A 20,834-nucleotide genomic window follows, 5' to 3' on the forward strand; every position below is an offset into this window, starting at 1 on the left:
ACTTGGCCACACGCCCCCAAAGGCGCGTCCAAATAAAGACGTTTATACCACGACGGTGAGGCGTTGCGCGGCGCGGGTGATGGCGGTGTAGAGCCAGCGGCTGCGATGTTCGCGGAAGGCATAGGACTCGTCAAACAGCACCACGTCGTCCCATTGCGAGCCCTGCGCCTTGTGGACGGTGAGCGCATAGCCGAAATCGAATTCGTCGCTGCCTTTGCGGATGGCGAAAGGGACCTCCTCCTCGCTGAGGAAGAATTCCGGCGCGACGCCGATGCGTTGCGGCTTGCGCGCCAGGTCGTCCTCGGGCGTCACCGTCAGACGCAGTTTCTTGCGGCTGATGCCGGCCGAGGTCTTCACCCGCCAGATGCCGCCATTGAGCAGACCCTTGGTGCGATCGTTGCGCAAGCAGACAAGCTTATCACCCACTTCGGGCATGGTGCCGGTGTGGCCGAAGAGTTCGCGGATGCGCTTGTTGTAGAGCCGGCGCGTGCGGTTGAGGCCAACCAGCACCTGATCGGCCTTGGTCACAGCCATGGCATCGATGGCATCGCGGCGGATGACGCGCGCCTCGCCATAGTCGCCCGGCGACAGCCGCTCGCCGTCGCGCACCTGCATGGAGAGGTGGATGATCGGATTGTCGGCGGCCTGGCGATGCACCTCGGTGAGCATGACATCGGGCTCGGCCTCGGTGAAATACCCCCCGCCCTTCACCGGCGGCAGCTGCGCCGGATCGCCCAGCACCAGCACGGGGCGGTTGAAGGAGAGGAGATCGCGGCCGAGCTCTTCGTCGACCATCGAACATTCGTCGACGATGATCAGTTTCGCTTCCGCCGCGTCGCTATCCTCGTTGATGACGAAAGACGGCTCCTCGCTGTCGACCTCCTTGGGCCGATAGATCAGCGAGTGAATGGTACGAGCGTCGGTGCAGCCGCGGGCCCGCATCACCAGCGCTGCCTTGCCGGTATAGGCGGCGAAGACCACGTTGCCATCCACGCCCTCGGCGAGATGCCGGGCAAGCGTCGTCTTGCCCGTGCCAGCGAAGCCGAAGAGGCGAAAAACTTGTTGTCCGTTGCGGCCCTGGAGCCAGCGTCCGACATCTTTTAGGGCCTGGTCCTGTTGCGGCGACCAGCGACTGCTCACGTGACGAATCCCTTCACGAATCCCGTCCGCTCCATGCGGCGCACGGGTATAGCAGGGTGGACGGTGGGAAGGGAAAGTTAGGAATCAGCGAGAATCAAGCGACCGCGAGGCGCGCATGGGCGAGGCCTGAGGCGGCATCGACCAGGGTCAGGCTGTAATCGCAGGCCATATTGGGCGAGCGATTGAAGCGCATCATCACCACCTGCATCAATTCAACCAGAACCATGCGGTCGGCGTCGTCGAGGTCGCTGTCCGCGCAACCGGCGAGCCGGGCGAGGTTGACCAGCTCCCGACGCAGGCTCGCAGCTTCGTCCGGATGGCCGTCGAGCAGGAATTTCCACATACGGTAGTGATATTGCGCCAGCGGACGGGCGACATCGGGACGGGACCGTAGCAGCCTAAAATAATGTTCGTTGATCCGGTCGATGATGAGGGGGCCACCCCATTCGAGGAGGTCGCGGCTGGTATGACCGATCTCGGCCGGCTGCATGGATAACATCCCCGAATCGCTGCTGATTTTACGCGCGAATCACTGGGGAAGAATCATCGCACACCGCTACACGACGGCAAGGCCAAAACCGCCGGTGGAGTCAATAAGGTGCGCTTTTTTCCCAAAGCTGAGCTTCAGGGCGTGGCGGGCATGTCTTCAACTACCGCCTAGGGACTAGATGGTACCACCACCCCGGCTTGAACGGGGGACCTCCGGATCCACAATCCGGCGCTCTAACCAACTGAGCTATGGTGGCCCTAGAGCAAATCGCGTTTCGATAGAAACATGATTTTGCTTAGCTTCTCTTATTTTGACGCGTCTTCATGGCGTCCGGCTCCGCCGAACTGTGAAAACGCTATAAAGCGCGCGGAACCTAGACTCGGCTCGCCGGGATTGCAAGCCGCAGAACACACGCAAATTGCGCCAGCGCACAAGTCATCTTGACCGGCGTGCTGGCTGTAACACGGAAACGGGCCGCACAAGGCGGCCCGTAACGATTGAACCGACCAAAACCGCAGATCAGGCCGCCAGATCAGGACGCGAGCCAAAGGTGCGGATAGCCGCGGCGTTGAGCGGCGCGGCGGTGTCCGTGGCCACCTTCTGCACGAGACCAGAGATTTCCTTGGCCTGGGCGCTGAAAGTCTCGAACTGCGTGCGGGCGAATTGCGTCTGCAGCACCACGACGTCGGACAGGCTCTTCGCCTCGGTCAGAGACTTGGCCAGATCGAAGAAGGAATTGGCGTTGAGACGCAACAGATCGATCGCCTTGTTGCTGATGGCGGTCGAGCCATCGGAAGCGACTTTGAAGGCGCTTTCGAGAGTTTCCGTCGTTTCTTCAGCCGAGCTGCGCATCCGCTCGTAAGCGAGTTTGGAGCGCTCGACGCTGCTTTCAGTCGCCAGGCGCAGCATTTCCTGCAGATTGGCGACGGGAACCGCCGCTGCCTGCAGAATGTCGGTCGCTGCTTCCGGCGCCGTTGCAGGCTGGAACGATTGAGTCTGAGGCGGCGTGGCGGCAACCGCTTCGGGAGCGGACTTTGCTGCCACGGGCTTTATTTCGGGCTTTTCTAGCTTTGCTTCAGGCTTGGTTTCCATGGACTTCACCTCCGCAGGCTTCGCCCCCATGGGCTTGGACACAACGGCAGCGGGTTTAGCGGGCTTACGCGAAACGGCCATGACAACCTCCCTTTTGCTTGAGGACTATTTCTTGATCCCGGTGGCCTTCTGGAACGTCTCACCCAATTCGCGGGTCTGCTCTTGCAGCGCCGCCATTTGGTTCTTCAGATATTCGCCCTGAAGCGTCAGCACTTCCTTCGGGTCCTTAGCCTGCAGAAGCTGTTCGGCCAGATCGAAAGCGGCGGAAACATTCTTCTCGGCGTAGGAGATCGCCTTGTCGGTCACATCCTTGACGCTGGCCGTAGCCGTCGTGGTCGCGCTGTCGGTCGTGCCTTGGGTCTTGTGCACAGCGCCCATGAAGCCTTCAAAAGCCTTGCGGGCCTGCGCAACGCTGCGCTCGGCGAAATCTTTCATCTCGGTCGGAATTTCATACGGGTTTGCCACATTTGCCTCCGAAAATTTGCGCAGTCGCGAGGTCGCTGCAATGCGACTCTACTCGCGTGCCCCTGCGGAATTTTGGCTAACATAAATTTTGCTGCATTGCAACATATTGCTGTCATAAATTTTGCGATGCAAAAAAGTTAAATTAAGCTTGTTTTGAATCTCCGGTGGGTGACGCCCCCCTTTGCATAGACCCCCCGGACGCCCCAAGTTAATGGTCGCTTAACTGCGCTTTCGTGACGTCGGTTCAGAATGGAACAGGTCCCGAAACCAGCGACGAGAAGGATTTTGGCCGCGAATGTCGCAAATGCCCGAGCAAAATCCGCTTGATGCAGAAACCCTTGCGCGCGTCTTGGCTGAGCCCCCCTTGGCCGGCCTGCAAGCGGGGGGCGCAGCCTATTTTATCGTCGCCGGCTCACGAATCGTCCATGCCAGCGATGCCGCCCTGGCGTTATTTCGGGCCGCCGACCTGATAGCGCTCGAGAATCGTCTTTTCAACGGCAACGAACCAGGCGCCCGCCGCCTCACGGATCTGGCGCGCAGTCTCGCCCCCGGCACGCCGATGCGCCTCGAGCGCCTGCGCTTCTTCTTTGGCCGCGCCACCCACACGGTGACGTTCGCCTGCCGACGGCTGACTGGCACCACACCCTTCTTCGTCGCCGGCGCGCTCGATGCCCCCTCCGCCTTCTTAACCGCGGCACCGACCAAAGTGGTTGAAGAAAAGGCCGCAGAGGAAAAGCTGGTTGAGGCAATCGCCAGTCCGCCTCCAGCCGAAGCGGTCGCGATCGAAGACGCGCCAAGCGAAAACACGCAAGTTGAACAGCGCATCCAAGTCGAACAGCAGATCGAAGACGAACAGCAGATCGAAGCCACCGCCGATACGCCGGTGGCGGAAGCTGAGAGCGAGCCGGCCGCGGCTGTCGTCGAGGCCGCGCCTCCCGCTGCGGCGATCGCCCCTGTCGCGGCGGTTCCGACACGCCCGCGCGACACTGGCACCGTGCGCTTCCTGTGGCAGACCGATGGCGAACGTCGTTTCGTCAAACTCACCGGCGCGCTCTGCGAAACCATGGGCTGCCAGACGGCTGATCTGATCGGCCAGGATTTCATCGCAGTCACTGAGCGTTTCGGCGTCGATCGGATCGAAGATCTGCGCACCGCTTTCGCCCGTCACGAAACCTGGAGCGGCCTGCGCGTGCTGTGGCCAATCAATGGCACGCACGAAGCAGCACCCGTCACGCTCGGCGGTTTGCCGACATTCGATGAAGATCACGTCTTCAGCGGCTTCAGCGGTTTTGGCGTCATCAATCTCGATAAGATCGTCGCCCGCCCCGCATTGGTTGTACCTGCCGCAACCGTACCTGCCGATACCGATGTCGCCAACGAGGTCGAGAACAAGACCATAGCGAACAACGACGATCAGGCGATCAGCACCAGCGCAATCAGCGACGACGAGCATGATGCGCTCGACACTGCGCGCGAGAAAATGTTCGCGCCGCTGACGCCGGAACCGGACTATCTGAACTATGCGCCGAATGTGGTGCCGCTGCGCGACTGGCAACGCGACCGTCAATCGACGGCCAATGGCGCAGCCAACGCTGTGGTAGAAACACCTCTCGAAACGCCTCCGGCTGAAATCGCGCCCGTTGAAACGCCGGTCACACCGGAAACGACTGCGACGACGCTGGAAGCCAGCCCCACACCGTCCTCGGTTTCGCTGCCCGTGCAAGTGGCACCAGAGCCCGACAACGACAATCTGATCGAACTGTCCACCAGCGAGCGCCAGGCGTTCCGTGAGATCGCCCGCAGCATCGTCGCCGACATCGAGCGCGGCGAAAAGCCGACGCACATCACATTACCGCCCGTGGCAGCGGAGACAGCCGATGCCGCCCACGACAGCGCGGCAAACGATCACGCGCAGGAAAGTGACAACCACGAGCCGGCGCCCATCACGCCTGTAATCGCGACGACGACCGCGTCCGAAGCGGTCGCGCAAGACAAGCGCGAACAAGACAAGCACGAACAAGATAAGGCTCGGCAAGATAAGCCAGAGCAAGACAACGCCGTGCCCGCGATAACCGCCCCTGTGCGCGGCGACGCCGTGTCGGCACCGGCACAAGCCTCAGCCGAACAGATGCGCGCAATCGCCGCCGCGCTCGGCGTGGCCGGCCCGATCGCCGTGCCGGCTACGGAGGCTGTTGCGCCGGCTGAAGCCGCCAAGCCCGTCGAAGTTTTGCCAGTCAAAGATTTGCCGACCGAGATCGTGCCGGCCGAAATCATGCCAGCCAATGCGGCAGCGATCCTCGATCGGCTCAATGTCGGCATTCTGGTGATGCTGGGCGGCGTACCGACCTTCATCAATCGCCACCTTTTGGACACGCTCGGCTTTGCCGACATCGACGCCTTCCATGATTGGGGCGGCCCTGAGCGCATGATCCATGGCCAGGCGCTGGACGCACACGGCGCCGATGGCACGCTGCTACAGGTCGAAACCGAGTCCGGCGCGCTGGTGAAGCTGAACGGCCACATGCAGACGACCGAGTGGAATGGCCAGCCCGCGACGCTGATGACCTTCCGCCCAGTCGAGGCACCGCAAGTCGTTTCCAAACCTGCGGATTCAAAAACTACCGATCTCGCCAAGCCAGAAAGCGAAGCACGCGCGCAGGATGCGGAAATCCGCGAGCTGCACGCCATTCTCGACACGGCGACCGACGGCGTCGCCATTCTCGATGGCGCCGGCACCATCCTCTCGCTCAACCGCTCGGCCGAAGCCCTGTTCGGCTACGAACGCGGCGAGGTTGCCGGCCAGTCGCTCACCACTTTGTTCGCCAAGGACAGCCAGAGGGCGGCGCTCGATTATCTCGAAGGCCTGAAGAGCCATGGCGTGCGCAGCGTGCTCAATGATGGACGCGAGGTCATCGGCCGCGCCCGCATGGGCGGGCAGATTCCGATTTTCATGACCATCGGACGCATCGGGTCGGAGACGGCGGAAAAATTCTGCGCCGTCATGCGCGACATGAGCGATTGGAAGAATGCCGAACGCGAGCTCAAGGACGCACGTCGCGAGGCAGAACAGGCGAGCGCGCTGAAGTCCGACTTCCTGGCCAAGATCAGCCACGAGATCCGCACGCCGCTCAATGCCATCCTGGGCTTCGCCGAGGTCATCATCGACGAGCGTTTCGGCCCTGTCGCCAACGATCGCTACAAGGAATATCTGCGCGACATCCACGCCTCCGGCACCCATGTGATGAGCCTGGTCAATGACCTGCTCGATCTGTCGAAGATCGAAGCCGGTAAGCTCGATCTCAATTTCGGCGCTGTGGATGCCAACAAGATCGTCAACGAATGCGTGTCGATCATGCAGCCGCTCTCGGTGCGCGAACGGGTGATCATGCGGCTGGCGCTGGCGCCGCAACTGCCCAATATCGTCGCCGACGAGCGCTCGCTGCGCCAGATCGTGCTCAACATCCTGTCGAATGCGGTGAAGTTCAATCAGGCCGGCGGCCAAGTGATCGTCTCGACGGCGCTCACCGACAGCGGCCAGGCGGTGGTGCGCGTGCGCGACACCGGCATTGGCATGAGCGAAAAGGATCTGGAGATCGCGCTGGAACCGTTCCGGCAGATCCAGACCTCGCGGCAGACCAGCGGCACCGGTCTTGGCCTCCCCCTGACCAAGGCTCTCGTCGAAGCCAATCGCGCCGCCTTCTCAATCAAGAGCAAGCCAGGCGAAGGCACCTTGGTGGAAGTTACCTTCCCATCAACACGGGTGTTGGCGGAATAAGCTCGTTGGCGGAGGCGTAGGCGACCCGGTCGAGGCCGTAGACGTCGTCGCGGAAATGCACGATGCCATCGGCACTGGCCCAGCCAGTCATATAGATCCACACGACAGGCACCGGCTGCGGCGGCCGCAGATCGACGCGCTCGCCGGATTTCTGGCGCTCGATCAGCATGTCCTTGGTGACGCGATTGGTGCTGCTGTCGAGCAGCCACGCCGCCAGATCATAGACGCCTTCGACGCGCACGCAGCCATGCGAAAGAAAGCGATAGTCGCTGCCAAACGAGTGCTTCGTCGGCGTGTCATGCATATAGACGGCATGAGAGTTGGGCATGTTGATACGGATCGAGCCCAAGGCGTTATGCGCACCTGAATCCTGCCGCAGGGTGAAACCGGCGGCGCGTTCTGTATTCCAATCGATGGTCGTGGGATCGATTTCCTGCCCGGTGCTGTCGAGAATCCTGATCTTGGCGCGCGACAGATAGCCAGGATCCTTGCGCATCTTCGGGATGATTTCCTTCTTGATGATCGAGGTCGGCACGGTCCAGGTCGGATTGAGATTGACCGCGACCACGCGCGTCGTCACTTCCGGCGATTGATTTTTCACGTCGCCGACGACGGCAACGTAACGGCGCACCACGCGGTCATCCTCGACCGCTTCGACCGAAGCGGAGGGAATATTGACGACGACATATTTCGGCCCGAAGGCGAAGGGAGAGGCGGCGATGCGCTCGGCGCTCGAGGCCAACTGGCGGTAGCGCACGGCCGCTGGAACATTCAACGCCTTCAACGTGGCGCCGCCAACGATGCCGGACTGCCGCAGGCCGAGCCGCGACTGATAGGATTTGACGGCGGCGGTCAGAGCCGCGTCCCATTGCTCGTCGGTATCCTGGCCGGCGGCCAGATCCCCCTCGATGGCAAGGCGCTGGCGCAGAACCGCGACCGCACGACCGCTCGCGCCCGGCGCGACCGCGGTCACGGTTGGCCAACCGCCGCTTTCCGCGATCACCCGGTAGCGCTCGGCTGCCTTCGCCGTGGTGTAGAAAGTTTCGGGCTGAAGAGATGGACGCGGATCGCGCGACAGCGCCGTTTCGCGCGGCGGCGCCGGTTTCGGCTTCGGCTTGGCGGCGACGGCCGGCGCGGCCTGCGGAGCGCTGGATGCAGCCCGAGGATCGACGAGCGTCGGCGCCAGTGGTGGATTGTTGGAAAACCCTGAGGATTGACCGGCCGATGGCGCGGGCGCCGCAGGTGCGGGCGCGGCCGGAGCCAGCGGCGCGGGCGCGGCGGGCGCCTGAACCGTCTGGGCCTGTGGATAGTCGGTCAAGCACGCCAGCGCGAGGCCAGCAAAAACAGCGTGACGCCAGGGGGAAAGAGAGAGAATCATGTCACTTCACACAGATACGCACTGCAACAACTGTCGCCCAACATGCTGACCAGTGTCCTAACAATGTGCGGCGACAGCATGCCAGCAATGAGACACCGTGATCAGTTTCCCGTCAGCTTGACCCAGCCAGGCAAAAGGACGAATTTGCGGCAAAATTGTCGCAGCAGAATTACGGAGGAAGCCTGATGTCAGCGGTTGTCGGACCTACGGACGTTCCCGCCACCCGCTCCATGAAGGAAGTTTGGGTCATCACCATTGGTCATGCCCTAACCCATTGGTATCCGGCGACTTTCTACGTTCTTCTACCGCTCATCGGCAATGAGATGGGGCTCAGCTACGGCCAGATCGGCATGATCCTGACCTCCCAATATCTCGCCGGCGCTGTTTCCAACCTGCCCGGCGGCATGTTCGTCGATTCGGTCGGCCGCAAGGGCCTGTTGATGGCGACCTCGCTGTTCTGGATCGGCGTGCCCTACCTCGTCATGGGCTTTTCCAGCGCCTATTGGGTGATGCTGACCTGTTCGGCTCTGATCGGCATCGGCAATAATCTCTGGCACCCGACCGCCATCCCCTGGCTCGGCCAGCGCTATCCCGATCGCAAGGGCCTGGTCATGGCCTGGCACGGCATGGGCGGCAATGTCGGCGACGCGCTGGCGCCGATCGCCGCCGGCGCGCTCATCACTTACCTCACCTTCTCCTGGCGCGACGTGATGATCGTCAACATCCTGCCCGGCGTGGTGATGGCGGTGATGATCCTCTGGTACCTGGGCAAATCGACCTCCGCCGCGCCCAAAAAGGAGCAAGCGCCGCAGCTCTCGGCCAAGGAAGTGCTGCAGGCCCTGCCCTCGCTGTTCCGCAATCGCACCCTCCTGTTCCTGTCAGCCAGCTCCGCTTTCCGCTCGATGACGCAGAACGGCATCATGGCCTTCCTGCCGCTCTATCTGGCCAAGGAAATGGGCTATTCGCCCTGGCTGGTGGGCTTGAGCATGTTCTCGCTGCAGGCGGCGGGTTTCATCGCCGCACCGATCGCCGGCCATATGTCGGACAAGGTGGGCCGTCGCAATGTCATCATGAGCTCGATGATCATGACCGGCGCCGTGTTGGCCTTCATGGTCTTCGCTGGCCGCTCGCCGATGTTTGTCGGCTTCGTCGCCTTGCTCGGCTTTTTCCTCTTCGCCGTTCGCCCGGTGCTGCAAGCCTGGCTGCTCGACGCCACGCCGAAAAACCTCGGCGGCAGCGCCATCGGCGCCATGTTCGGCATTCAGGCGTTGGGCTCGGCCGTCGGCCCGCTCGTCTGCGGCGCCATCGCCGATTCCTACGGGCTGCTGTCGACCTTCTGGTTCCTGGCCGTGACCATCATCCTGGCCAATCTGCTGGTCTTCGCCATGCCGACGACCCCGCAGGAGGCCGCGGCGCAAAAGGCCTGAATTCGGGCTAACGGCGATTTCCCTCCGGGCGCGTGACGCACTATAGGGTTTTGCAGTTTGATGACCTCATCAAACGCCCTAAAGACGCGTCAAAATGAAGATTCTAGGCAAATTGCGTTTCTGTCGAAACGCAATTTGCCTTAGACAAGCGCCAAACGTGACCCGGAGTTTTCCTTGAATATCCTCCTGATCGGCTCGGGTGGGCGCGAGCACGCCCTCGCCCTCGCCATTTCGAAGTCGCCCCTGTGCAGCCAGCTTTTCGTCGCGCCGGGCAATCCCGGCACCGAGGCTATCGCGCGCAATGTGGTGCTCGATATCACCGACCATGGCGCGGTGGCCGACTTCTGCAAGCTGATGCAGATCGATTTCGTCGTTGTCGGCCCGGAGGCACCGCTTGTCGCCGGGATCGTCGACGATCTGGCCAAGGCCGGCATTCCCGCCTTCGGACCGACGAAAGCCGCCGCGCAATTGGAAGGGTCGAAGGGGTTCACCAAGGACCTGTGCCGCGACTTCAACATTCCGACCGCCGCCTATGCCCGCTTCACCGAAGCTGCGGCCGCCAAGGATTACATCCGCGCGCAAGGCGCACCGATCGTGGTGAAGGCCGATGGCCTTGCGGCCGGCAAGGGCGTCATCGTTGCTGCGACCCTCGACGAGGCCCTCGACGCCATCGACATGATTTTCGGCGGCGCTTTTGGCGCAGCGGGCGCAGAGGTTGTGGTCGAGGATTTTCTCGACGGTGAGGAAGTCTCGTTCTTCGCTCTGTGCGATGGCGAGCGGGCGCTGGCCTTCGCCTCGGCGCAGGATCACAAGCGCGTTGGCGACGGCGACACTGGGCCAAACACCGGCGGCATGGGCGCCTATTCGCCGGCGCCGATCATGACAGAAGCAATGAGCGCGCGCGTGATGGACGAGCTCATCAAGCCAACGCTGACTGGCATGAAAGCGCGCGGCGCACCTTATCGCGGTGTGCTGTTCGCCGGCTTGATGATTGGCAAGGACGGGCCAAAGCTTATCGAATTCAATGCGCGCTTCGGCGATCCGGAAACGCAGGTGATCCTGCCGCGCCTCGACGAGGACATCATCCCCCTGCTGCTCGAAAGCGCCACCGGTGCGCTACGTGACAAGCCGATCGCCCTGTCGCCCCGCACCGCTCTCACCGTGGTCTTCGCCGCCAAGGGCTATCCGGAGAAGCCACAACGCGGCAGCGAAATCCGCCAGGTCGAGAAGGCCGCGAGCCTGCCCGATATTACGGTCTACCATGCTGGCACGAAGCGGGACGGAGCCAGATTGCTCGCCGATGGCGGGCGCGTGCTGAACATCACCGCGACGGGCGGGGATGTGGCTGAGGCGCAGCGCAAAGCCTATGCGGCGATCGCCGAGATCGACTGGCCGGAAGGCTTCCACCGCAGCGACATCGGCTGGCGCGCCATCGCCAAGACCTGAACGTTCAGTTCAGTAGGCTGGGCAGATCGTGCCGCCGGTCACGGCGGTAGGCATGGCGATCAGGATCTGGTTGCGCGGGCGCATATAAGTCGTTTGCGACATCGTCATCACCGATTGCGCGCTGCTCCACGCCAGAACCGCCCCGCCGAAGGGGGGATCATAGGTATAAGAGACATCGGCGACGATGATCGAACCCGAGCCATACATGCCGTTGGGCATCTTGTTACTCGCCGGTGCGTCCGTATTGGCTGCTGCTGTGAGAATGGCACACGGCCGCGCCGTGCCACCATTGCGTGTGATCGTCCAGCGCGGCTTGGCGTCATAACCATTGGGCTTGGCGCTATTGGCGACGAATTCGACGCTCGCCACCGCCATCTTCAAGGTTGTTGTCGGAAACGGCGACATGATCGCGGTTGCCGCATTGAAGACATTGGTCGTTTCGGTATCGGTCATATTGGAGCCTGCGGCGAGCTGCGCAACGAGATCGGAAAGCGCACGCGCCACCAAGGTCGACTTGCGGCTCGCCATGATGCCTTGCGTCAGTTCGGCCGTGCCAAGATACAACAACAGCATCAGTGGCAAGATAAGCGCGAACTCGACCGCGGCGACGCCACGTTTGTCGTGGCGCAGGCGCCGAATGAAGCCAATAACGGAGGCGCGGTGTCGCGGTGCCATGGCTGCCCTCAACACGGCGGCGCCGAGGCGGAGCCCGAGGCGCCGAACGGTTCATTCCGAAAAACCTGGGTGGCGAGCAGGAGATGTTTCCAGCCGTTGTCGTAATTGACTTGCCCAGTCTGATTGACCCCGTTCGCCACCAGACCGTTCATGGTCAAGAAATTGAGATAGACCGGCATGGGATAGACCACCCGCAAGACGACAACGCAGTTGGCGCCACCCGTCTGGAAAAGCGTATTACCGGTGTAGAAGCTGGCGTCGAGAGTGAGACCGGCGAAGCCGGACTGGTTGCGCACATCGATAATCAGCTTGTTGCAATCGATGAAGCTCGGCAAGCTCGGCAGAGTGCACATCACCTGCGAGCGAAAAGCGGCCGCGCTTGTCAGCGCCGTGCTGCTACCGCTGGGCGTCTGGCCGGACAGGGTTTGCCCGGTCATGATCGCGCGGGCAGCGTCGGCGGTCGCGGCTTCGAGCCCCTGCTGGGTGAAGAACATCAGCGCCGATTCAAAGATCACGAACAGAAGCGATAGGAAAGGAACGGAGATCATGGCGAATTCGACCGCCGTGACGCCGTCAGTATCTTTCCGAAACCGCTTCAAAATCCGGCACAATCGCCGATTGAGAAACCTGTGACCGATCAATGCGGCAGTCTGACGAAGCATAGAAAACCTCGGTACGCATAGACGCAGCACGTCATTCAAATGCGCTCTGATATCTTCATAATCGCAGCGACTTTCCCAAACCCTTTCCGGGCTTCGGAAAGCAAACCGTGAAAATTAACGTTCTGTTTACTTTTTGCCGAGCGGGGACGCCACGGTGGAACGCTGCTGTGACTGTCCTGCGGTATCAGCCATGAATTTTGAATCATCGCCGAGCGTGACGGTCGGATTACAGAGCGGCGAACAATCATAGGTTTCGCGCTGCAAGCCGCGCTGGACCACCAACCCGCCTCGGCTCACCGGATTGGTGACCACCACCGTCGACTCACCGACCGACTTTCCATCGGCGTCGAGCGCGATCAGATTGGTTCTGCCGAAGCTTTTTCCCGTCAGGATCATCTGGTTATTGCGTTTCAGCATCGAAACGTCGGCAATAGAGGGATTGCCGAGAATGATGGTCGATGCGTTGGGCGGCAGCAGCAGGACTTTGGCCTGATCTAGCATCACCATGATCTGATCGGCGGCGCTGGCCCCCGATGCCGTGCAGATCGCAAGAGCCGTGGCAATCGCCAGGCGCCGAAGCTCCGGCGGCAGGACGGCTCTCATCGAAACAGGCATTTTCGACTCTCGTGAATGGGAATATTTCAAGGCATTACGAACGAAAATGGTGAAGGAACGATAAAGGCCGGAACGATCAAATTCGACGCTGCGCATTGAACTTAGATGTTTGCGCTCTGATTTTCTTCGCTTTACGTTCTCGATTGAGGCTCGCCATCTGCAGCGGCAGTTAAGCTCTCGTAAATCCTGTCGATTTACGGTGCGGCTTCAACCGACGAGCTCTCCCATGACCGATATCGCTGCCCTCCTCATATTTCCCTTGGCGATGACCTATGCGGCCTTCTCGGATCTGTTCACGATGACGATCTCGAACTGGATCTCGCTGCTGCTGGTGATCGCCTATCTCGGCCTTGCCTTTGCCTTGGGCATTTCCTGGCAGGACATGGCGTGGGCCTTCGCCTGCGGCGCGCTGGTTCTCGTCGTCACCTTCGGAATGTTCTGCGCCGGCTGGATGGGCGGCGGCGACGCGAAACTGGCGGCGGCCTCGGCCATCTGGCTTGGATGGGCCCATGTCATGAACTACGGCCTCGTCGCTTCGGTGTTCGGCGCAGTATTAACGCTTCTCATCGTCGCCATCCGCTTCAAGCCGCTGCCGTCCTTCGTGCCGCGTTATGGCTGGATCCTGCGCCTGCACGACCAGAAGGAGGGTATCCCCTATGGAATCGCGCTCGCCCTGGCCGGTCTGTACGTCTATCCGCAATCGCAAATCTGGCTGGCGACGGTCACACTGTAACTGTTCGGGACAGTCGATCAGTACATATAGATACAACCGGTTAACCTTAATTTGACGTTTCCTTGTTTGTATTCGGATGGTTCCGGAATCGGTGGGGCCATACGGATCAGACAATCATGAACGTTGCTCGTCTTGCAGTTCTTGGCGTCGCCTTGGCGGCTGGCGGCGTTGCCGCCATGCTCATGGGCGGCCAAAAGAACGTGCCCACCATCATCCAGGCGCCGCCGCCGCCCCCGCAGATCGAAACTGATGAAGTTCTCGTCAGCGGCAAGGAAATGCCGATGGGCACGGTCATCGCCGATGGCGATCTGACCTGGGCGGTCTGGCCGAAAGCTTCCATCAGTGAAGGGGCGATCCGCAAATCCGCCGACCCCAACGTCATTGCCGACTTGAAAGGCGCGGTCGCGCGCTCCAGCTTCCTGCAGGGCGAACCAATCCGCCGTGAGAAGGTGGTCAAAGCAGCGAATGCCGGCTTCCTCTCCGCCATTCTGGCCTCTGGCCAACGCGCCGTCGCGATCAACATCGACGCCACAGGCGCCACGTCGGCCGGCGGCTTCATCCTGCCCAACGATCGCGTCGACATCGTGCGCATCTCGCGTGATGAGCAAGGCGGCGAAGCCTATGCCAGCGAGACAATCCTGAAGAATGTTCGCATCCTGGCCATCGGCCAGAACGTTCAGGAGAAGAACGGCGAAAAGGTCGTCGTCGGCTCTAATGCGACCTTGGAAGTTTCGCAGACCCAGGCCGAGAAGCTCATTCTGGCGCAGCGCGTCGGTCAGCTTTCGCTGGTGCTGCGCAGCATGTTCGACGCGAATAAGCCTGAAGATCAAGCCGACAATGAAGGCAGTCTGACGATTGTCCGCTTCGGCATCCCCAGCAATGTGAGCAAGCAATGACGTCTGCCGCCATGCGGAGTACATTCATGACTTTCGGCTTTTCAAAGCATGGCTCCCTCGCAGCTCTTCTCGGCGTCACGATGATCGGCGCTTCGAGCCTGCTGCCGCAGCATGCCTTTGCCCAAACCATCCAACCGCAAGCCATGGAGCGCGAGAGCACCATCGCCCGCCGCCTCAATCTTGGCGTCGGCAAATCCGTCATTTTGGATCTGCCCCGGGACGCTTCGGAAATTTTCGTTGCCAATCCCAAAGTCGCCAATGCGATCGTCCGCTCAGCCCGCAAGCTCTATATTATCGCTGCTGAAGGCGGTCAGACGTCGATCTTCGCCATGGATGCCCAGGGGCAGCAGATCGCTGTCATTGAAATTTCCGTCGGGCGGGATGTCGGCGAATTGCAGCGCATTCTGCGCACCGCCATCCCGGGCGCCGACATCGTTGCACGGACCGTGGACGAGACCATCATTCTGACCGGCGTTGTCGACTCCGCCGGCGACGCGCAAAAAGCCATGGATATCGCCAATGGCTTCTTGGGCGGCGGTGGTGGCGCGCCAAATGCTGCGGCGGGCGCCACAGGCGTCAGCAGCGGCGGCAGGCTCATCAATTCCCTCACCATCCGCGGCCGCGATCAGGTGATGCTGAAAGTCAGCATTGCCGAAGTGCAGCGTCAGGTGATGAAGCAATTGGGTGTCAGCACCGCCACAGCGAATGGCAGCTGGGGCCAGTTCTCAATGGCGAACGCCTTCGGGCTGCAGAGCTTCGCTCAGAACGGAGCGACCCTGGGGAAGTTGAACACCGCCAATGCGGTCGGGGCCCAGTTGCAAGCCTATGAGCGCTATGGCGTCGCTCGTATTCTGGCCGAGCCAACGGTCACGGCCATATCCGGCGAAACAGCGAAATTTACAGCCGGCGGCGAATTGCCGGTTCCGCAGAGCCAGACCTGTACCCCAACCGTCACCGGTACAACGCTCTGCACCACCGGCATCACATTCAAGAACTACGGCGTAACGCTCAATTTCACACCGGTGGTTCTGGCGGAAGGCCGCATTCTGTTGCGCGTCGCCACGGAAGTCACCGAGGTCGACCCAACTCAATCTTACGTCTTCAGCGGCATCAGCGTTCCGGCCTTCCGGACGCGCAAGAACGAAACCAGTGTCGAATTGCCGTCTGGCGGTTCGATCGCTTCCGCCGGCCTGCTCCAATCAACCAGCATGCAGATCATCAACGGTCTACCGGGGCTCATGAACCTGCCGATTCTGGGCACTTTGTTCCGCTCGCGCGACTATCAACGCAAAGAAACGGAACTGATGATCATCATCACGCCCTATATCGCCAAGGTCAGCAAGCCGGGCGAACTCAAACGGCCTGATGACGGCTTGGCCGATGCCAGCGACCCACAAAGCTGGCTCCTTGGCCGCGTCAACCGCCTCTATTCCACCACGTCCAATCCTCAGGCCATCAAGGGTTTCAGAGGGAGCTTCGGCTTCATCGCGGACTGAATGTTTCTATCGCTTTCTTGTACGGGACAGAGATCCATGTTGCCTATCTCCCCTCCAGGCCGACTCGTATCGGGCCCACTTGCATTGCGATTTGTCGCCGGCGCCTTGCTGGCCTCGTCCGTGGCGGGTTGCGCCACGCCCGACAGGCTCGCGACGGCCACCGCCTATCCCGAAGATTTCCGCGCCCGGCATCCCATCGTGATGACGGAGACGCCAAGCACGCTTGATATCTTCCCGTCCGTGAGCGGCCTCGACAAAAGCAACACGATACGCGTCCGTTCCTTTGCCGGCGACTATCTCACCAACGGCCAGGGGCCAATCGTGATCCAGGTGCCTGCCAGCGGCGCCAGCCGTTATGTCGCCCGGCCTGCTGTCGATCAGATCCGCCACACCTTGCAGGCCTCCGGCGTCAAGGGCCATGTGCAGGTTGGCTCCTATCTCCCCGGCGATCCCGCCCAGGCGGCGCCAATCCGGCTGAGCTTTGTCGGCCTCAGCGCCCGGACGGCGCGACCATGCGGCGAGTGGCCGCGCGATCTCGCTTCCGGCAGCAGCCTCGAAGGCTGGGAAAACAAACCCTATTGGAATTTCGGCTGCGCGACACAGTCGAATCTCGCAATGCAGGTGGCTGATCCGCGCGATCTCGTCAGTCCGCGCGGTGAAACGCCGAGCGATGTCGCCATGCGGACCCGTGCCATCACCAAAGTGCGGATGGGTGAAGATCCCGCCGCCAAATGGACGGTACGCAACAGCTCCATCGGCACAACAGGAGGCAATTGATGGAGGCCGACGGTACGCTCGACGAATTCAACGGCCAGACGGACGGGCAGACACAGATCGCGCCGGTTCCGCGCGTCTCGATCCAGGCCTTCTGCGAGGTCGCCGCCACCGCCGACGCGATCACCTCGTCGATGAACGACCGTCGCATGCTGAAGGCCCATGTGAAAGTTCACATGGGCGGCGCTCCCGCCGCCATCGAAGCCTATCGCAGCGCGCCGACGCCCAACGTCATCGTCATCGAATGCAACCAGGGGCGCAATGCCCTGCTCGGGTATCTCGATGAACTTGCCGATTATTGCGACGCTGGGACACGCGTCGTCGTCATCGGCCGTTCCAACGACATTGGACTTTATCGGGAGCTGATGGGGCGCGGCGTCAGCGAATATATCGTCTCGCCCTTTGAAGTGTTGTCCTTCGTTCGCACGATTTCCGAGCTTTATGCGGCCGCGGGGTCGGCACCTGTTGGACGGCTTCTGGCCGTGACCGGCGTTAAAGGCGGCGTCGGCGCCTCCAGTATCGCCCACAATGTCGCATGGGCGATTTCGCGGGAATTCGATTCCTCGACGGTTCTAGTCGATATGGATCTCGGCTTCGGAACGGCCGGCCTCGACTTCAATCAGGATCCGCCGCAGGGCGTCGCCGAGATTGTTTTCGCACCCGAGCGGCTCGACGCCAATTTCGTCGATCGACTGCTCTCGAAATGCACCGAAAACCTCAGCCTGCTGGCTGCGCCTGCAACGCTTGAGCGCAATTACGATCTGTCGGAAAATGCTTTCGACGGTTTGATCGACATATTGCGCTCGACGATCCCCAATATCGTCCTCGACGTCCCCCATGTGTGGACGGCCTGGAGCCGGCGTATCCTGGTTTCGGCCGACGAAATCCTCGTCGTCGCCGCACCAGACCTGGCCAGCCTGCGCAACACCAAGAGCCTGCTCGATACCCTGCGCGCCGCAAGGCCCAACGACGCGCCGCCGAGGCTGGTCATGAATTTCGTTGGCGTGCCGAAGCGGCCGGAGATTTCCGTTGCCGATTTCGCCAAGGCTGTCGATCTCGAACCGCTCAGCAGCATTCCCTTTGATCCCAAACTGTTCGGCACAGCGGCCAATAACGGACAGATGATCGCCGAGATCGATACCTCCCACACCGTGACTGCCGCGATTGAAGAAATCGCCCGGATTCTGACCGGAAGAGCAGAAATTAAACAGACAAAGAAACGATTCTCTAACCCCCTCAGTGCCCTGCTGGCACGCAGGCGGTCGTGAGCACGGGGGCAACCCGCCCGCGACCGAAAAGCAAGGCGTAGATGATGTTTGGCAAGCGATCAGCAACCGGGACGGCCGCGCCGGCGCGGCCTATCCCTGAAGCCAACAAGCCCGCGGCAAACCCTCGCGCGGTTCGCACGCCTATGCCCGCCGCCATGCATATGCCGAGCGTCGAAGCGGCCCCAGTCGCCGAAGTCCGCCGGTCGGAGGAATATTATCTCACAAAGAGCATGATCTTCGGTGCGCTGATCGAAGCCATCGATCTGTCGCAGCTTTCCAAGCTCGATGCCGAGAGCGCGCGCGAAGAAATTCGCGACATCGTCAACGAGATCATTTCGATCAAGAACATCGTTATGTCGATTTCCGAGCAGGAAGACCTGCTTGACGACATCTGTAACGATGTTCTCGGCTATGGACCGCTTGAACCGCTGCTAAGCCGCGACGACATCGCCGACATCATGGTCAACGGCGCAACCAACACCTATATCGAAGTCGCCGGTAAGATTCAGCTCACCAGCATCCGCTTTCGCGACAATGCGCAATTGATGAACATCTGCCAGCGCATCGTCAGCCAGGTCGGCAGGCGCGTCGATGAATCCTCGCCCATCTGCGACGCTCGCCTGCCCGACGGTTCGCGCGTCAACGTCATCGCTCCACCGCTGGCGCTGGATGGCCCGGCACTCACCATCCGTAAGTTCCGCAAAGACAAGCTCACCCTCGACCAGCTGACGCGCTACGGATCGATTTCGCAGGAAGGCGCCGAGATTCTCAAGATCATCGGCCGCGTCCGTTGCAACGTGCTGATCTCCGGCGGTACGGGTTCCGGCAAAACGACCCTGCTGAACTGCTTGACCAATTACATCGATGCCGACGAGCGCGTGATCACCTGCGAGGACGCGGCGGAACTGCAATTGCAACAGCCGCACGTGGTGCGTCTCGAAACCCGGCCGCCCAATCTCGAAGGCAACGGCGCCGTGCATATGCGCGACTTGGTGCGCAACTGCCTGCGTATGCGCCCAGAACGCATCATCGTCGGCGAAGTGCGCGGACCGGAAGCGTTCGACCTGTTGCAGGCGATGAACACCGGCCACGACGGTTCGATGGGCACATTGCACGCCAACTCGCCGCGCGAGGCGCTGAGCCGTCTTGAATCGATGATCACCATGGGCGGCTTTACGCTGCCGGCGCGCACGATCCGCGACATGATTGTCACGTCTATCGACGTGATTATCCAGGCCGCGCGTCTGCGTGACGGCTCGCGCCGGATCACGCACATCACCGAAGTCCTCGGCATGGAAGGCGATGTGATCATCACCCAGGATCTGTTCCTCTACGACATCGTTGGGGAAGACGCTGCCGGCCGCCTCATCGGGCGGCACCGTTCAACGGGAATCGGGCGCCCGCGCTTCTGGGATCGTGCCCGTTATTTCGGCGAAGAGCAGCGGCTCGCCGCCGCTCTGGACGCGTCCGACACCGGCGAAGAAGTAAACTAGCGTGGCCGCGAGGCACAGGACATGATGATGGACCAGACGACCCTCATGGTTTCGGGCTTGGCGCTGCTGGCGGCCGGCGGTCTGTTCTATGCGCTGATCTATCCTTACCTGTCCGGCGAGATCAAAGCCGAGCGGCGCCAACGCGCCCTAACGGTTACCAAAGGCCGCGGCCTGGTTTCGACGGAGCGAGGAGCCGACGCCGCCGCGCGGCGCCAGAAGATCGCCGAAAGTCTCAAGGAACTGGAACAAAAGGCGACCCGCAAAAAGGCTTCGCTGGAGGATCGCATTACTCAGGCCGGCCTCACCTGGACGAAGACGAAGTTCTACGTGATCTCTGCCATTCTGGCCGTGGTTCTCGGCGCAGGGGTCTTCATAGTGACCGATAATCCTCTCTATGGCCTAGGTGGGTTCGCCGTCGGGGGGCTCGGATTCCCGAACTGGTTCGTCAACTTTAAGCGTAAGCGGCGCATCAACAAATTCGTCGACGAGTTTCCCAACGCCATTGACGTGATCATCCGTGGCGTCAAAGCAGGCCTGCCGCTTGCCGACTGCCTGCGCGTCATCGCATCAGAAGCGGCGGAACCGGTGCGTGGCGAATTCCGCCAGATTATCGAGACCCAAAGCATCGGCATGCCGCTTGGGGAAGCGATCGAACGGTTGGCGATACGGGTTCCTGTTGCCGAGGCAAATTTCTTCGCCATCGTCATCGGCATCCAACAGAAATCCGGCGGCAATCTGTCCGAGGCGCTCGGCAATCTGTCGCGGGTTCTTCGTGATCGCAAGAAGATGAAGGCGAAGATCAAAGCGGTTTCGGCTGAAGCCAAGGCATCGGCCAGCATCATCGGATGTCTGCCCTTCGCGGTGGGTGGCCTCGTCTACGCGACCGCCCCTGGCTACATCTCGCTGCTCTGGAGCCATCCGACCGGACGTATGGTCATGGGCATTAGTGCGGTGTGGATGCTCGTCGGCATTTTGTCGATGCGCAAGATGATCAATTTTGACATATAGG

18 protein-coding genes and 1 tRNA gene are annotated in these 20,834 nt (G+C 61.3%); 10 read left to right on the forward strand and 9 right to left on the reverse strand.

Annotated features, from left to right (window positions below; translation table 11 throughout):
• Window positions 1-42: 42 nt before the first annotated feature.
• The 5 genes from BLW50_RS15315 to BLW50_RS15335 all read right to left on the reverse strand — a co-directional run bounded on the left by BLW50_RS15315 (window position 43) and on the right by BLW50_RS15335 (window position 3,187).
• Window positions 43-1,140: an ATP-dependent DNA helicase gene (locus tag BLW50_RS15315; RefSeq protein ID WP_090704091.1), complete on the reverse strand. Its 1,098-nt coding sequence runs from the start codon at window positions 1,138-1,140 to the stop codon at window positions 43-45.
• A 94-nt stretch (window positions 1,141-1,234) separates the two neighbouring features.
• Entirely contained in the window at window positions 1,235-1,630 is a 396-nt protein-coding gene (locus BLW50_RS15320; protein WP_090704093.1) for a hypothetical protein, read from the reverse strand.
• A gap of 179 nt (window positions 1,631-1,809) precedes the next feature.
• Window positions 1,810-1,886: transfer RNA gene (locus tag BLW50_RS15325), tRNA-His, on the reverse strand.
• A gap of 263 nt (window positions 1,887-2,149) precedes the next feature.
• Window positions 2,150-2,803, reverse strand: a complete 654-nt coding sequence (locus tag BLW50_RS15330; protein WP_090704095.1) for a phasin family protein — start codon at window positions 2,801-2,803, stop codon at window positions 2,150-2,152.
• A 24-nt stretch (window positions 2,804-2,827) separates the two neighbouring features.
• Window positions 2,828-3,187, reverse strand: a complete 360-nt coding sequence (locus tag BLW50_RS15335) for a phasin (protein WP_244544260.1) — start codon at window positions 3,185-3,187, stop codon at window positions 2,828-2,830.
• A gap of 295 nt (window positions 3,188-3,482) precedes the next feature.
• Between BLW50_RS15335 and BLW50_RS15340 the strand changes: the two genes are divergently transcribed.
• Window positions 3,483-6,962 carry a sensor histidine kinase gene (locus BLW50_RS15340; RefSeq protein ID WP_090704099.1) on the forward strand — a complete coding sequence of 1,160 codons (3,480 nt, stop codon included), beginning with the start codon at window positions 3,483-3,485 and terminating at the stop codon, window positions 6,960-6,962.
• On the opposite strand, the gene BLW50_RS15345 is transcribed toward BLW50_RS15340, so the two are convergent.
• On the reverse strand, window positions 6,928-8,340 hold the full coding sequence (locus BLW50_RS15345; RefSeq protein WP_090704102.1) for a L,D-transpeptidase family protein: 1,413 nt from the start codon (window positions 8,338-8,340) through the stop codon (window positions 6,928-6,930). The two genes, BLW50_RS15340 and BLW50_RS15345, sit on opposite strands and share 35 nt — an antisense overlap.
• Before the next feature lie 185 nt (window positions 8,341-8,525).
• Here BLW50_RS15345 and BLW50_RS15350 point away from each other — a divergent pair, with 185 nt between their 5' ends.
• Window positions 8,526-9,767 carry an MFS transporter gene (locus BLW50_RS15350; protein WP_090704104.1) on the forward strand — a complete coding sequence of 414 codons (1,242 nt, stop codon included), beginning with the start codon at window positions 8,526-8,528 and terminating at the stop codon, window positions 9,765-9,767.
• Window positions 9,768-9,941: 174 nt separating this feature from the next.
• Window positions 9,942-11,213, forward strand: a complete 1,272-nt coding sequence (gene purD, locus BLW50_RS15355; protein WP_090704107.1) for a phosphoribosylamine--glycine ligase — start codon at window positions 9,942-9,944, stop codon at window positions 11,211-11,213.
• Between the two features lie 9 nt (window positions 11,214-11,222).
• On the opposite strand, the gene BLW50_RS15360 is transcribed toward purD, so the two are convergent.
• The 3 genes from BLW50_RS15360 to BLW50_RS15370 all read right to left on the reverse strand — a co-directional run bounded on the left by BLW50_RS15360 (window position 11,223) and on the right by BLW50_RS15370 (window position 13,165).
• Window positions 11,223-11,888, reverse strand: coding sequence for a TadE/TadG family type IV pilus assembly protein (locus BLW50_RS15360; protein ID WP_090704110.1), 666 nt, complete (start codon window positions 11,886-11,888; stop codon window positions 11,223-11,225).
• Between the two features lie 8 nt (window positions 11,889-11,896).
• Window positions 11,897-12,550, reverse strand: a complete 654-nt coding sequence (locus BLW50_RS15365; RefSeq protein ID WP_090704112.1) for a TadE/TadG family type IV pilus assembly protein — start codon at window positions 12,548-12,550, stop codon at window positions 11,897-11,899.
• Window positions 12,551-12,676: 126 nt separating this feature from the next.
• Window positions 12,677-13,165 (reverse strand): pilus assembly protein N-terminal domain-containing protein, encoded by a 489-nt coding sequence (locus tag BLW50_RS15370; protein ID WP_170850171.1) that lies wholly within the window; start codon window positions 13,163-13,165, stop codon window positions 12,677-12,679.
• Between the two features lie 226 nt (window positions 13,166-13,391).
• Here BLW50_RS15370 and BLW50_RS15375 point away from each other — a divergent pair, with 226 nt between their 5' ends.
• From BLW50_RS15375 to BLW50_RS15405, 7 genes are all read left to right on the forward strand, one after another.
• The gene (locus BLW50_RS15375; protein WP_090704116.1) at window positions 13,392-13,898 is read left to right on the forward strand and encodes an A24 family peptidase; all 507 of its coding nucleotides are present in this window, start codon (window positions 13,392-13,394) and stop codon (window positions 13,896-13,898) included.
• A gap of 116 nt (window positions 13,899-14,014) precedes the next feature.
• Window positions 14,015-14,794 carry a Flp pilus assembly protein CpaB gene (cpaB, locus tag BLW50_RS15380; protein ID WP_090704118.1) on the forward strand — a complete coding sequence of 260 codons (780 nt, stop codon included), beginning with the start codon at window positions 14,015-14,017 and terminating at the stop codon, window positions 14,792-14,794.
• A 26-nt stretch (window positions 14,795-14,820) separates the two neighbouring features.
• A complete protein-coding gene (locus BLW50_RS15385; protein WP_244544261.1) occupies window positions 14,821-16,290 on the forward strand; it encodes a type II and III secretion system protein family protein in 1,470 nt (489 codons plus the stop codon).
• Window positions 16,291-16,374: 84 nt separating this feature from the next.
• Window positions 16,375-17,067 carry a CpaD family pilus assembly protein gene (locus BLW50_RS15390; protein WP_170850172.1) on the forward strand — a complete coding sequence of 231 codons (693 nt, stop codon included), beginning with the start codon at window positions 16,375-16,377 and terminating at the stop codon, window positions 17,065-17,067.
• The gene (locus BLW50_RS15395) at window positions 17,067-18,332 is read left to right on the forward strand and encodes an AAA family ATPase (RefSeq protein WP_090704123.1); all 1,266 of its coding nucleotides are present in this window, start codon (window positions 17,067-17,069) and stop codon (window positions 18,330-18,332) included. Before BLW50_RS15390 ends, BLW50_RS15395 begins: the two co-directional genes overlap by 1 nt.
• Before the next feature lie 44 nt (window positions 18,333-18,376).
• Entirely contained in the window at window positions 18,377-19,825 is a 1,449-nt protein-coding gene (locus BLW50_RS15400; protein WP_090709179.1) for a CpaF family protein, read from the forward strand.
• Between the two features lie 27 nt (window positions 19,826-19,852).
• Window positions 19,853-20,833 carry a type II secretion system F family protein gene (locus BLW50_RS15405; protein WP_090709181.1) on the forward strand — a complete coding sequence of 327 codons (981 nt, stop codon included), beginning with the start codon at window positions 19,853-19,855 and terminating at the stop codon, window positions 20,831-20,833.
• The last annotated feature ends 1 nt before the right edge of the window (window position 20,834 follow it).

Source organism: Beijerinckia sp. 28-YEA-48, from assembly GCF_900104955.1.
Classification (GTDB): domain Bacteria; phylum Pseudomonadota; class Alphaproteobacteria; order Rhizobiales; family Beijerinckiaceae; genus Terripilifer.

Excerpts from the sequence above, each read along its gene's own strand:
- BLW50_RS15320 (WP_090704093.1), bottom strand. The coding sequence starts at position 1,630 with ATGCAGCCGGCCGAGATCGGTCATACCAGCCGCGACCTCCTCGAATGG.
- BLW50_RS15330 (WP_090704095.1), bottom strand. The coding sequence starts at position 2,803 with ATGGCCGTTTCGCGTAAGCCCGCTAAACCCGCTGCCGTTGTGTCCAAG.
- BLW50_RS15340 (WP_090704099.1), top strand. The coding sequence starts at position 3,483 with ATGTCGCAAATGCCCGAGCAAAATCCGCTTGATGCAGAAACCCTTGCG.
- BLW50_RS15345 (WP_090704102.1), bottom strand. The coding sequence starts at position 8,340 with ATGATTCTCTCTCTTTCCCCCTGGCGTCACGCTGTTTTTGCTGGCCTC.
- BLW50_RS15350 (WP_090704104.1), top strand. The coding sequence starts at position 8,526 with ATGTCAGCGGTTGTCGGACCTACGGACGTTCCCGCCACCCGCTCCATG.
- BLW50_RS15360 (WP_090704110.1), bottom strand. The coding sequence starts at position 11,888 with ATGGCACCGCGACACCGCGCCTCCGTTATTGGCTTCATTCGGCGCCTG.
- BLW50_RS15365 (WP_090704112.1), bottom strand. The coding sequence starts at position 12,550 with ATGCTTCGTCAGACTGCCGCATTGATCGGTCACAGGTTTCTCAATCGG.
- BLW50_RS15370 (WP_170850171.1), bottom strand. The coding sequence starts at position 13,165 with ATGCCTGTTTCGATGAGAGCCGTCCTGCCGCCGGAGCTTCGGCGCCTG.
- BLW50_RS15375 (WP_090704116.1), top strand. The coding sequence starts at position 13,392 with ATGACCGATATCGCTGCCCTCCTCATATTTCCCTTGGCGATGACCTAT.
- cpaB (WP_090704118.1), top strand. The coding sequence starts at position 14,015 with ATGAACGTTGCTCGTCTTGCAGTTCTTGGCGTCGCCTTGGCGGCTGGC.
- BLW50_RS15385 (WP_244544261.1), top strand. The coding sequence starts at position 14,821 with ATGACTTTCGGCTTTTCAAAGCATGGCTCCCTCGCAGCTCTTCTCGGC.
- BLW50_RS15395 (WP_090704123.1), top strand. The coding sequence starts at position 17,067 with ATGGAGGCCGACGGTACGCTCGACGAATTCAACGGCCAGACGGACGGG.
- BLW50_RS15400 (WP_090709179.1), top strand. The coding sequence starts at position 18,377 with ATGTTTGGCAAGCGATCAGCAACCGGGACGGCCGCGCCGGCGCGGCCT.
- BLW50_RS15405 (WP_090709181.1), top strand. The coding sequence starts at position 19,853 with ATGGACCAGACGACCCTCATGGTTTCGGGCTTGGCGCTGCTGGCGGCC.